This window comes from Paenibacillus sp. UMB4589-SE434, assembly GCF_030226685.1.
GTDB lineage: Bacteria > Bacillota > Bacilli > Paenibacillales > Paenibacillaceae > Paenibacillus_B.
Map to the genome: position 1 here is coordinate 1,852,907 of NZ_JASOYK010000001.1, position 13,044 is coordinate 1,865,950.

A 13,044-nucleotide genomic window follows, 5' to 3' on the forward strand; every position below is an offset into this window, starting at 1 on the left:
AACCTCCTTACTTGTCTTTCATGTAACGAACGGCTTGTGCCAATTGTTCGTCCTTCAACGGCGTTTTGCTAACTAGTTTAGGTGGCGCCAACGGCTCAAATCCCGTTTGTTGTTCATTGGCCTCACTCTTCTCTGCTGGATCCGCTACTGAATTGTCTTTCAATAAATTATGCAGCGATTCAGTCTCATCAGGCGTAGTGATATCTACGTTAGATCCCCGATCGGACTCGATCCCTTCGAATACATTTGTGCCCCCGTCAGCATGGCGATTAGGCTGTGTGAGTTCCCCTACTACCCAACGTATCGCAAACGCTAATCCAAACCATATAACAAATGCAATTGCGCCCCTAACGAGACTTGTTGTCATCAGGTTAGAACTTAAAGAAGCCAAAAACGTAATAAAAAAACCTAAAACGCCAAGCCCAAAATTCCAACGTATTGATCCACTCATCAGATATCCCTTATCCCCATTTGCACACTGCGAATATTTAAAAGACCGTCTTCACACCGCAGCTCGATCGTACGGCCGTAATTTCCCCCTGTATCCTCTGCCAAAAGAGGGATATTGTGAATTTGGAGCATCTGTTTGCAGGATTCTACATTACGAGGCCCGATTCGCATCATGTCGTTTCCTGATGAAAATGCAAACATCTGGGCCCCCCCTGCCATCTTGGCAATTAGCCTGGACAATCGAGCTCCCTCTAGTTCCATACGCCGAATCAGCTCAGGAATCGCCGTATCGGCGTACTTTGCAATATTCAGCGTACCTTCTCTTGCGATGTCGGAGGACGGAAGCATGACGTGGGCCATCCCTCCGATCTTGGTCATCGGATCAAACAAAGTCAGCCCGACACAAGAGCCAAGCCCCGTCGTCCGGATTGCTCCAACTTTTGTAATATTAAGGTCGGCCATGCCGACTTTTACTACTGTAGACTCTTCAATCATTCAGATGGCACTCCCAATGCAGCAAATATTTTAGAGAATGAGTCCGGGTCTGGAATGAGAAAGAACGTCCCTTGTATTTCTTCGCACCCTTCCAAGAACTTCGTGTCTATCAACAGGGCACTGTCGCCCATTTCCCCATATTGAATGAGCCCATAATTCAGAACAGCTCCCGCCATATCTATCGCAAGCTGTGGAACAGTTGGTGACATTGCTAGATGGGTAAAGTCAGCTAAAGAAGATAAGTACGACCCGGCCAATATATTTCCAATTTCGGATAATGCGGATATTTCCATATCTGAGAATAAACATTCTTCTTCCGTACTCATTTTTAGCAAATAAGACAATAGTTTCTTGGCAGGCTCGATCTCAAAAATGAAGAACAAGTGCCCAGGTGCCTCGCCTTCCACCCGAAAATAAATGGCGATAACAACCTGCTCTGCACCTCCGACTTCATCCGCTACACACTCAAACGGAAGCAGCCGTACTTTAGGTACTGCCATATCGATTGGACGGTTCAAGAGTCTGGAAAGTGCTGTTGCGGCGTTGCCAGCACCAATGTTCCCGATCTCCTTCAGTACGTCAAGTTTAAACTCGCCTAGAATCTCATGAAGTTGCATGACGTTAAACCTCTAACTGTTCCAATTGAATGATCTCGCTACGATTCAGCACCTCAGCCAAATTTAACATGATGAGCAACCGACTATCTCCAATTTTGGCTACGCCGCGCAAGTACTTCGCTTTAATTCCGCCTACCATCTCAGGTGCTTCCTCGATGTTCTCTTCGTTCATGTCGATGACATCACTAGCAGAATCAACGATAAATCCAACTTCCATCTCATGCGCATTAACAATAATGATACGCGTTTGATCTGTCGTCTCTGTTTCTGGAAGTCCGAAGCGACCATTCAGATCCATCACTGGCACAACAATGCCACGTAGATTAATAACACCTTTAATGAAGGAATACGTTTTGGGAACACGTGTGATCGGCATCATTCGTTCAATCGTCTGTACTTTATCTACTTCAATTCCATATTCTTCATCAGCAAGCTTAAAGACAACAACTTTTAAATCCTCCGCCATGATGGTTCCTCCCCAATGATTACTTTAATAGCGCATTCGGATCGACAATCAGTGCGACCTGACCGTCTCCCAGAATGGTCGCTCCAGATACGCCAGGAACTGATTTTAAATAGTTGCCTAACGGTTTTAGCACAATCTCATTTTGACCGATGAAGTCGTCTACAGCCAACGCTGCAATACGATCTCCTTTACGGATAATAATGATCTCAACCTCTTCCTCGTCAAAATCAGAGTAGCTAGGGCATTCAAATAAAGCGCTAAGCGACAGTAAAGGAATAACACTATCCCGATAATCTATCATTCGGATGCCACCATGCACACGACGAATGTTCTCTCGCTGCACCAGACCAGTCTCTACGATCGAAGTTAACGGAATCGCGTACTTCTCATCTCCGAGACGGAACAGCATAGCAGAGAGGATCGACAGTGTTAATGGAAGCTGCACAACAAATGTAGTACCCTGTCCCAGCTTGGAATTAACTACAACATGTCCACCGAGTGCAGAGATCTTTGATTTGACAACGTCAAGACCAACTCCGCGACCAGAAATATCCGAGACAACTTCAGCCGTACTAAAACCAGAAGCGAATAATAGCTGATAAACTTGTTCATCTGTCATCGTAGCAGCTTTTTCTGGTGTGACCACGTTATTTTTGATCGCTTTATTAAGGACGATATCACGGTTGATCCCTTTGCCGTCATCCTCAATCTCAATAAAGACGTGATTACCGCTTTGATATGCTCGTAGTTGTACAGTACCTGTCTCAGGCTTGCCTGTAGCTCTTCGTTCTGAAATAGATTCTACACCGTGGTCAAGTGAATTCCGCAGCAAGTGAACCAACGGATCACCAATCTCATCAATGACAGTACGGTCAAGTTCTGTATCGGCCCCTGTAATAACAAAGTCGACTTTTTTGTCCAGTGTTTTTGCAAGGTCACGAACCATTCGTGGGAATCGATTAAACACAACATCAATCGGTACCATCCGCAATTTGAGCACGATGCTTTGTAAGTCACCGCTTACGCGTACTAAATGCTCAACGGTTTCTGTCAGTTCTGATTTTTTGACTTCGGATGCAATCTCTTCCAGGCGAACACGGTCAATTAGCATTTCGCTTATCAGGTTCATCAGTACATCCAAACGTTCAATATCTACACGAATTGTTCGATTTTGAGACGGCTTGGCTTGCGCTGTAGCCCCTGCATTTTTGTTGACTTGTCCTTCTGGTGATCTAACAACCTGATTCGTAGGTGTGTCAGCTACTTCTGCAGTTGCAGCCCCTGCCGATGCAGTGGTAGCAGCTGCCTCAGACTTGCCAGCTTTTACTTCTTCGATTCGAGCATTCCAGTCCTTAAGCGCCTCTAATGTCAGCACTTGCAGATCCACCTGCTCCACCTCAGATACGTTGGCGACCTCTTTGCGAACTTGTTCTTCACTTTCTGTTGTCACATAGAAGATAGAGAAACCCTTGTCGAACTTCTCCTGCTCGATATCGTGTGCTGGCGGGGATGTCTTGACGACCTCACCCATTTCGCCAAGCGCCTGAAATACCATATAAGCACGTGCCGCTTTAAGCACACAGTCTTCACGAAGTGTAATATTTATGTAGGCAGCAGTCATTCCTGCTTCAATAGACTGCTCTATGATACTACGTTGGAATTCATCCAAACGTTCGTCGGTGTTCTGTTCTGGAACAACCTCAGCCTCAACAGCCGCGGCTGGCTCCTGCTTCTTGTGATCACCACTGACAATAGACTGAAGTGACTTCACGATAGCGGAAACATCTGCCTTGCCGTCTCCGCCGTTCGCGATATCAGAAACCATACCTTCTAGCGCATCCAAGCTCTTAAATAAGGTATCAAATATAAAACCGTCCATCGCTAACTGATTGTTGCGAACCAAATCGAGCACGTTCTCCATCTCATGTGTAAGAGATGCCAGATCTTCGAAGCCCATCGTTGCTGACATCCCTTTCAACGTATGTGCCGAACGGAAGATAACTTGAACGATACTTACGTCTTCCGGTTGATTCTCCAGTTCCATCATGTGCTCATTCAAAGCTTGCAGATGATCGTTTGCTTCATCTAGAAACATGGACAAATACTGATTCAAATCCATGCTCGAACACCCCCTTAAACAGTATCCTCGTCGGCCTCAGCCGCTAATTGATTGCTCTGACTATTTCTTGAGCCATATCTTGAATCGGTACGATACGTGAGACGCAGCCTAATTCAATAGCGGCTCTTGGCATTCCGAATACAACGCATGAATCTTCGCTTTCGGCAAAGGTAGAGCGGACCCCTTCCTCGTACAATTTCCGCATCGACCGTGCACCATCGCTCCCCATTCCCGTCAGGAGCACGATGTGTCGCTGCAACTGCTTAAACGGAAGCAAAGACTCGAACATCATGTCCACCGATGGCCGATGGCCACTGCGTGGCTCTTGGCGATTCAGAGACACAGCATAACTGCCGTCTGCTTGTAAGACTACAGTCATATGCTGACCTCCAGGAGCAAGATAGGCCACACCCGCCTGAAGAACGTCGCCATGCTGTGCTTCTCGAACTTCAAGCTCACTATAGGAATGAAGCCGTTGAGACAAAGACTTCGTAAAGTTCGGCGGCATGTGCTGAACGATCAGCACTGGTGCTTTAAGTGTCCCTGGAAGCTGAGACAACAGCTCTTTTAATGCTCGTGGTCCTCCTGTTGAAGTTCCTACAGCTACAATATGTTTGAAATGAGAACTTCTCGCAGTCGAACTACTTGAGACTTTCTTAACCCCAGTATCCAATGCCACCGCTTGCTTCAAGTCCTTGCCGGAGGTTTGCTGCTCCGTCTTCTGCACCGATTGTTTCTCAAGGGAGTCCGCTGCACCCATATTACGCGGTGCTTGTTTCTTTTCCTCGCTAGACTGCGTTCGAGTGACAGATTCTTGCTGCCTTGAGGCGGTTGAGCTTGGCACTGACTTACTCGGCACAGGCATGACGGATTTGGGCAGCGTCTGCTGCTGCTTTAAGTTGGTCGTGCTATCATTTGCCGAATATTTTGGTACTTTGTTAACCGTATCTTTAGAAACGCGAGTTTCATGATTGCCCGTCGACTGCTTAGCTTCCAGTGCCTTTGATTTGCTAACCTTATGCTGGCGTGCTTCTGTTTCGCGGGCATACGACTTCGATAACTCTTCGCGCATTCTCTTTAGTAATTGGCGCCGTTCGTGAGAAAGAATTGCAGCATGCAGCTTCTCGTGCAGCATCTCACCAACTTTATGTATATCCTGACTTCCGCTGGTAGGACTCGGCTTGCATACAAAGTCAAATGCACCCAGTTCAAGCGCCGATAAGGTCTCTTGACGTCCTTCTTCCGTCAGACTGGACAGCATGATGACAGGCGTTGGGCACTCAGCCATAATTCCTTGCAACGCCTGCAATCCATTGCGTATTGGCATTTCCACATCCATGGTCACCGCATCAGGAGTAAGAAGCTTGACCTTCTCAACTGCCTCTACCCCATTTCGAGCGGTTCCGACAATGTTAAAGCCAGTATCCAGCGCAATCAAATCTGAAATAATCGTGCGCATGAAAGGCGAGTCGTCCACGACAAGAATCTTCTTTGTTGTCATTATCTACCACACACTCCTTAGTTATGGAATACGTATGGATGAATCGTGGGATGGCTGCTTAGCTATATCTCCATCTTACATGTTACGAGCCATTTCGACTACAACAATCATGTCCAACGTTTTAACCACTTGCTAATAAAGTTCTTCATTCCGCCATCGTTCTTCGGCTGCTGTCCGTTGTTCATATAAGCCCTAGCTAATTGCCTTACCTGTTCTGTCACCCGGATATTGGGATACAGAAGGGAGAAAGGCGTTTGTTTCTTAACGGCTTGCATCACATGCGGATCGTCAAACATGTAACCCAGTACCGGAATCTCAAGCTGCAAAAATCTTCTGGCGACGGATGTAACCCGTTCAGCCGTCTGCTGGCCCTCCGCCCAATCCGATATTCGATTGACGACGAGACGGAAATTGGTATCAGGAAACATGCCATACACAACTTTGATTAAGGCGTAAGCATCTGCAATTGCAGTCGGTTCAGGCGTTGTAATCACAAACGTCTCATCGGCCGCCATAACAAATCGGATCGTTTCTTTGCTTAAACCTGCACCTGTGTCAAAAAGGATAACATCGTAACGTTCAGCCCAATTCTCAAGCTCAGACAGAAAAGATTCCAGCGACTCTTCCGGCATGTTCAACAAATCCTGAAAACCGGAACCGCCCGGGACATAGTGAATTCCTTTCGGTCCGATCTGAACGATATCTTCGAGACGCTTCATGCCGCTAAGCACATGATACAAATTGACGGAAGCAGGAGAACCGATCAACACGTCAATGTTGGCCATGCCAATATCCGCATCAAATATCAATGTCCGATAGCCGGCCTCCTGCAGCATCATTGCAAAGTTCAACGTAAAGTTAGACTTGCCTACTCCACCTTTACCACTGGTTACAGTAATAACCCTCGTGCGATGCTGGCGTGTTGACGGATCGTCAACGGATAAGGCGGATGAATTTGACCTCGCAACTAATCTGCGCAGTGCTTGCGCTTGGTCCATCATGTTGTCAATCCCCTAACAGCAAACGAATGATTTCCTTCGGCTCAAACGGCTTAATATCATCTGGCACATTCTGACCGCAAGTCACATAGCTAAAAGGAATATCCGTCTTGTCAGTCAAATTAACGATAGAACCACAAGTGTCGGTCTCATCCGCTTTCGTAAAGATAATGCGATCTATCGTATGCTTCGCAAATCGGTTAATAATCGCCATCATGTCTTCGGTCTTAGACGTTAGACTTAACACTAAGAACGTTTCGGAGCCTTCGACAGGCTTCAACATTGAATTAATCTCATTGACATGCATGTCATTCCGATAGTTGCGTCCAGCGGTGTCCATCAGGATAAGATCACAATCCTGCAATGATTCCAGTGCACGCTGCAAGTCATTAGGCGAAGTAACCACTTCAATTGGAGCATTCAGTATGGACGCATAGGTACGCAGCTGTTCAACTGCTGCGATCCTGTACGTATCAGAAGTAATAAATCCAACTTTGCGTTGATGATGGAACATCTGATCCGCTGCCAGCTTGGCAATCGTTGTCGTCTTACCTACACCTGTAGCACCTACAAAATATACAACGTTAGTGCTTCGTGAGAGGCCTGGCTTACATTGTCGAGCCAATTTTTCTTCTAGCACGCTTTCCACACGACTGTGTAGCAGCGTTGGTGCTGGTTCAGCGGAGCCTTCCGTACGACAGCTAGACATCGCACGATCAATAATGCTGTAGCTAAGCTCAGAAGTAATTCCCTGCTCCAACAATCGTGTCTCCAATTGTTTCGCATAAGCTGTCCAGTTCTCATGCTCTGATTTACGCAGCATAGACTTAACCATCTCTTTTACTTCACGTATTTCATCCCGCCAAGGCTCCTGCTGTGTAACAGGAGCCTTAACGGAATTAGTTATAGTGGCTGGTGCTATCTGTGTGGGCTCAGCAGGTTTTGCTTCGCCACCGCCACGTAATTCTTGCAGCAAGTCCTTAAACAACGCTTCGTCTAGCTGATCAGCAGCAGGTGAGGCAAGCTCATGCCGTTGTGTGACAGCTGGCGACTTCGGTGGATTAGGCGGCTTACCAGCATAGGCATTGCGAGCCATTGCGGCTGGGACAGCCGGTCTTGCCGCAGGCCTAGGTTGTGGAGCCTGCTTAGCTGGGGAATCATCGACTGCTGCTGTGACCTCAATCATCTTTTTCGCAAACATGCCTAGAATTCCGCCGCTTTTAACCTCTTTTGTGCTGACAATGACGGCGTCCTTTCCTAACTCTTGACGAATTTGGCTCATAGCCTCCGGCATCGTCTCGACCAGGTATTTTTTCACCCTCATACATTCACCACTCCAACGCTCTGAATTTCAACATTTGGCTCTAATTCGTTATATGACAATACCGGTATATCTTGCATGGCACGTTCCATAAGCTGACGAAGATACATCCGTATCGTCGGAGATGCCAACACAATAGGCTGATAACCTGATTGAATAATACGGCCAATCTGATCTTGAAACCGTTGGAACACTTGCTGTGTCGTTCCTGGGTCCATTGCCAGATAAGAGCCATGCTCATTTTGCTGCACACTGTCTGCAATTTTCTTCTCCAGCGTTGGTCCAACCGTTATGACACGAAGTGTTTCGCCTGGCACAGCAAACTGCTGCGTAATCTGACGCGCTAACGCTTGTCTTACATACTCCGTTAATACGTCAGGATCTTTAGTGTAAGATCCGTAATCCGCCAGTGTTTCGAATATGGATACGAGATCACGAATAGATATTTTCTCACGTAACAACTTGGCAAGTACTTTCTGTACATCACCGATGGACAGAATATTCGGAATTAACTCATCGACAATGGCAGGATACTGCTCTCTGACCGTATCAACCAATGCCCTTGTTTCTTGACGACCAATTAGTTCATGCGCATGCTTCTTAACCATTTCCGTCAAATGCGTAGCCACAACAGAAGGCGGGTCAACGACCGTATAACCAGACATCTCTGCTCGTTCCTTCATCGTTTCGTCTACCCATAATGCCGGCAGACCAAATGCAGGCTCTACCGTCTCAATGCCTGTTACAGTCTCATCGTCATAACCTGGACTCATCGCCAAGTAGTGATTAAGCAGCAATTCCCCTCGCGCCACAACATTACCCTTAATCTTAATGACATACTCATTAGGTTTAAGCTGAATGTTATCGCGAATACGAATCACTGGTACCACTAGTCCTAGCTCCAGTGCGCATTGGCGACGAATCATGATGATACGATCGAGCAGATCCCCGCCTTGCTGAACATCAGCAAGTGGTATCAAGCCGTAGCCGAATTCGAACTCGATCGGGTCCACCTGCAGCAAATTAATGACGCTTTCTGGACTCCGAACTTCTTCAATCTGCTGCTCTTCTTCAAGCTGCTCCTCAGATATCGTATTTCGATCCAGCGTCTGCTGCATTCTATAACCTGCATAACCCATCAATCCTGCAAACGGCAAAGTAGCAAGCGGGCCGATTGGAGTAAATAAGCCAAGCATAGCAATTGTGGCGGATACGATGTACAACAACTTAGGATAAGCGAGCACTTGTGAACTCAGATCCTCAGCCAGATTGCCTGTTGATGCGGAACGTGTAACGATTAGACCCGCAGCAGTCGAAATAAGAAGCGCCGGAATCTGGCTCACAAGTCCATCACCAATGGAGAGAATGGAATAAGTCTGAGCTGCCGTGCCAAAGTCCATGCCATGCATGGCCATTCCGATAATAAATCCGCCTAAGAGATTTATAATTAGAATAATAATACTTGCGATGGCATCCCCTTTGACAAATTTGCTGGCACCGTCCATCGCCCCGAAGAAGTCTGCTTCGCGTTCAATCTTTTGTCGTCGTTCTTTCGCTTGCATCTCGTTAATTAGACCTGCGTTCAAATCCGCATCAATCGCCATCTGCTTACCTGGCATTGCATCCAAAGTAAAGCGAGCAGCCACCTCTGCGACGCGCTCAGATCCTTTCGTAATAACGATAAACTGAACGATTACTAGAATTAGAAAGACAACCATACCTACAGCAATATTTCCTTGTGTAATCCACTCACCAAACGTGTGAACAACGTCTCCTGCTTCCCCTTCACTTAAGATAAGCTTAGTGGTCGAAATATTCAGAGACAATCGGAATAACGTTGTGATCAGCAGCAAAGCTGGGAAGATGGAAAATTGCAACGCTTCTCGCGTATTCATCGCAATAAGCAAAATCATAAGTGCTATTGAAATGTTAATGATAAGTAAAATATCCAATAATACTTTGGGTATCGGCAAAACCATCATTAATACGATGCCGATGACGCCCACCAGGACGAATATGTCTCTCGCTTTCGCTTTCACGGAATTGTCCTCCATCCCTGTCCGCTCATTTTGCTTTGCCTTTTAATTTGTATACATATGCCAGTACTTCTGCGACCGCTTGGAACAAATCGGCCGGAATGGAATCGCCGATTTCAGTTCGCTCGTATAACGCTCGCGCGAGTGGCCTATTCTCCATAGTCATGACGCCGTTCTCCTGTGCAATTGCTTTTATCTTCAGAGCGACATAATCTTGTCCTTTCGCAATCACTTTAGGAGCCTCCATCGAATTGCCCTCATAACGCAAGGCAATGGCGAAGTGCGTCGGGTTCGTGATGACAACGTCCGCATTTGGAACTTCCTGCATCATTCTCATAAGAGCCATTCGACGCTGGCGTTCCTTGATCTTTCCTTTAATTAGCGGATCGCCTTCCATCTTCTTATATTCATCTTTAATATCTTGCTTCGACATCCGGATGCTTTTCTCGAATTCATACTTCTGATACATATAGTCGAATACTGCCAAGACCGTTAAGGCTGCTCCTGTCTTAATTCCCAGCATGACTGTAAGTTCTGCTGTATAAGACAATATGCCGCCTAGTGGTACATGACTGAGCTCGATGATTCGATCCCGTTCCCCCCACAAGGAGATGTACGCAATCACGCCGATCACAGTCAACTTAATAATAGACTTAAGGAATTCGACTACTGAACGCATGGAAAAAATGTTTTTAAAACCCTTAATCGGATCGATTTTGCTGAATTGCATTTTTAACGGCTCGCCAGTAAACAGAAAGCCAATCTGCATGTAATTCACTAACAATCCCATCACAACCGCAACGATAAAGATTGGAGCAAGCAAAATAAGGAATTGAACCAATAAATGACCAAAATAGTCTACAATATTGTTCACTGACAACTGCATGTTAAGCCGATGCTGCAACGGATCGCTGAACATGGATATAAGTCGTTCCTTAAAAAAGCCGCCTAACATAAACAGACTCATAAATGATATTAATAAAATGAATGAACCCGAAAGGTCCATACTTTTGGCAACTTGCCCTTTCTTCCGCGAATCATCGCGTTTCTTAGGTGTTGCCTTTTCTGTCTTTTCCTGTGAAAAGAGCTGCAAATCCAACGAGAGCCGATATTTAGGTTTTAGATGTTCCATTAATTTAGGCCCCCGTTCCCGGCAGCACACGCAGTAGTTCGCCCATCGCTTTAAACAAAGTTTCGAATATTTGCTGCATCACATACACAAAACCCGGTACAATTAGTAGCAACATAGCCAAACCGATAATAATCTTGAATGGAATCCCAATGACAAACACGTTAAACTGCGGCGCAGTTCGAGCCAGGAATCCAAGCGCTATATCTGCTAAAAACAATGCCACTATTAATGGTGCAGCTACTTGAAACGCAATCATAAAAGCTTGAGCAAACGACTTCAGTACAAACTGATGAACAGTGCCGTTGCTGATCTGCTGAAAAAAAGTATCGTTGCTAACGGGAAGCCAGTTAAAGCTCTGCATCACACCGTCGATAAAGTAATGGTGGCCATTCATACCGAGAAACAGCAGTACCACAAATATGTACTTAAAATTACCAATGACCGGTGCAGAAGCTCCAGTAAGCGGATCGATAACGTTGGCGATCCCGAAGCCAATTTGCATGTCGATAAAGGAACCCGCAATCTGCACAATTGTAAAGAACAACTGCGCAATAAATCCAATGAGCAACCCTATCAATATCTCACGGACAACAATTATTATGTACGTGCCATCCGTAGGGACACTATGCCCCAGGCCAAACAATAAATAGGCGATGATGCTGATAAAAAAAGCGAGTCCAATCTTAAACATATTCGGCACGCCTCGCGAAGAAAAGACAGGTGCTGCGACAAAGAACGCGCTAATTCGACACAACATAAGCAAAAAAACAGGGAACGCCTGAGTTACGATTTCCATGGTTCCACAGCCTAACCGATATATTGATGCAAATTGTTAAGAATATTAAACGCAAAATCTATCATTGTGGTTAATATCCACGGTCCAAAAATTAAAATAATAATAAACACGGCGACAATCTTTGGAACAAACGCAAGCGTCTGTTCTTGAATCTGGGTTGTCGCTTGAAATATACTAATTAACAAGCCGACTACCAGAGCTACAATCAGCATCGGAGCGCTGATCTTTAATACAGCAAACACTGCTTGGCCGGCCAATCCGATAATAAACTCTGCACTCATCGACTGATCCCTTCCCTGCACTCACTAATGATATTCACGCGTGAATCGCTGCCGGACTGCCAAGCAGCGTCTTCAGGTATTAAAGCTCATCAAGAGCGACTTCACAACGAGATACCAGCCATCTACCATAACGAAGAGCAGTATTTTGAAAGGTAATGAAATCATGACCGGAGGCAGCATCATCATCCCCATTGACATCAAGGTACTTGCTACTACCATATCAACGACCAAAAACGGTATAAAGATCATAAATCCCATCTGGAATGCCGTCTTTAGTTCACTGATCGCATAAGCAGGAACCAATACGGTAATCGGGATATCTTCATATGACTTTGGCTTCTCTGTCTTCGTATATTTCATAAACAATAGTAAATCTTTCTCTCTCGTATGAGAGAACATAAATTTCTTCATTGGCACTGCAGCTTTCTCTAAAGCAGCAGTCTGGGTAATTTCACCCTTCAAATAAGGCTGCAGCGCTACTTCGTTAACTTGACCTAGTGTTGGGGACATCACAAACAATGTCATAAAGAGCGCCAAGCCGATTAACACCTGATTGGGCGGCATCTGCTGGGTACCTAAAGAAGTACGAACAAAGCCCAGAACAATCACAATTCGAGTGAACGAAGTCATGAGGATGAGAATAGCCGGAGCCAGACTCAATACCGTAATTAACAGCACTAATGACATCGACGTTACGCCCGACTGTGCTCCGCCATCTCCGATCTTAATATCGATTCCGGGAATGACAGGAGCTGCTCCCGCCCAATTGGCTGCAAAGCAAGAAAATAGGGTCATTGCAGTCAGAGCAACTAAGCATTTCTTCTTCATGAAT

General features: G+C 45.9%; 13 protein-coding genes. All 13 read right to left on the bottom strand.

Translation table 11 applies throughout. The annotated features are described in order from the left end of the window. Window positions 1-7: 7 nt before the first annotated feature. The 13 genes from QP775_RS07580 to fliP all read right to left on the bottom strand — a co-directional run bounded on the left by QP775_RS07580 (window position 8) and on the right by fliP (window position 13,040). Window positions 8-451 carry a hypothetical protein gene (locus tag QP775_RS07580; protein WP_285104916.1) on the bottom strand — a complete coding sequence of 148 codons (444 nt, stop codon included), beginning with the start codon at window positions 449-451 and terminating at the stop codon, window positions 8-10. Beyond that, a complete protein-coding gene (locus QP775_RS07585) occupies window positions 451-945 on the bottom strand; it encodes a chemotaxis protein CheD (protein WP_285104918.1) in 495 nt (164 codons plus the stop codon). Before QP775_RS07585 ends, QP775_RS07580 begins: the two co-directional genes overlap by 1 nt. Continuing rightward, a complete protein-coding gene (locus QP775_RS07590; RefSeq protein ID WP_239328251.1) occupies window positions 942-1,562 on the bottom strand; it encodes a chemotaxis protein CheC in 621 nt (206 codons plus the stop codon). The genes QP775_RS07585 and QP775_RS07590 overlap by 4 nt, the downstream gene beginning before the upstream one ends. Before the next feature lie 4 nt (window positions 1,563-1,566). After that, a complete protein-coding gene (locus QP775_RS07595) occupies window positions 1,567-2,028 on the bottom strand; it encodes a chemotaxis protein CheW (protein WP_239328252.1) in 462 nt (153 codons plus the stop codon). Between the two features lie 19 nt (window positions 2,029-2,047). Next, entirely contained in the window at window positions 2,048-4,147 is a 2,100-nt protein-coding gene (locus QP775_RS07600; RefSeq protein ID WP_285104921.1) for a chemotaxis protein CheA, read from the bottom strand. A 43-nt stretch (window positions 4,148-4,190) separates the two neighbouring features. Next, window positions 4,191-5,648 (bottom strand): protein-glutamate methylesterase/protein-glutamine glutaminase, encoded by a 1,458-nt coding sequence (locus tag QP775_RS07605; protein WP_285104923.1) that lies wholly within the window; start codon window positions 5,646-5,648, stop codon window positions 4,191-4,193. A 107-nt stretch (window positions 5,649-5,755) separates the two neighbouring features. After that, the gene (locus tag QP775_RS07610; RefSeq protein WP_285104925.1) at window positions 5,756-6,649 is read right to left on the bottom strand and encodes a MinD/ParA family protein; all 894 of its coding nucleotides are present in this window, start codon (window positions 6,647-6,649) and stop codon (window positions 5,756-5,758) included. 4 nt (window positions 6,650-6,653) lie between these two features. Then, window positions 6,654-7,970, bottom strand: coding sequence for a flagellar biosynthesis GTPase FlhF (gene flhF, locus QP775_RS07615; RefSeq protein ID WP_285104927.1), 1,317 nt, complete (start codon window positions 7,968-7,970; stop codon window positions 6,654-6,656). Then, the gene (flhA, locus tag QP775_RS07620) at window positions 7,967-10,006 is read right to left on the bottom strand and encodes a flagellar biosynthesis protein FlhA (protein ID WP_239328257.1); all 2,040 of its coding nucleotides are present in this window, start codon (window positions 10,004-10,006) and stop codon (window positions 7,967-7,969) included. The genes flhF and flhA overlap by 4 nt, the downstream gene beginning before the upstream one ends. 25 nt (window positions 10,007-10,031) lie before the next feature. Further along, window positions 10,032-11,135: a flagellar biosynthesis protein FlhB gene (gene flhB / locus QP775_RS07625; RefSeq protein ID WP_239328258.1), complete on the bottom strand. Its 1,104-nt coding sequence runs from the start codon at window positions 11,133-11,135 to the stop codon at window positions 10,032-10,034. Between the two features lie 4 nt (window positions 11,136-11,139). Next, window positions 11,140-11,931, bottom strand: a complete 792-nt coding sequence (gene fliR / locus QP775_RS07630; RefSeq protein WP_028545169.1) for a flagellar biosynthetic protein FliR — start codon at window positions 11,929-11,931, stop codon at window positions 11,140-11,142. A gap of 11 nt (window positions 11,932-11,942) precedes the next feature. Beyond that, entirely contained in the window at window positions 11,943-12,212 is a 270-nt protein-coding gene (fliQ, locus tag QP775_RS07635; protein ID WP_028545168.1) for a flagellar biosynthesis protein FliQ, read from the bottom strand. A 72-nt stretch (window positions 12,213-12,284) separates the two neighbouring features. After that, the gene (gene fliP, locus QP775_RS07640) at window positions 12,285-13,040 is read right to left on the bottom strand and encodes a flagellar type III secretion system pore protein FliP (RefSeq protein WP_028545167.1); all 756 of its coding nucleotides are present in this window, start codon (window positions 13,038-13,040) and stop codon (window positions 12,285-12,287) included. Window positions 13,041-13,044: the final 4 nt, after the last annotated feature.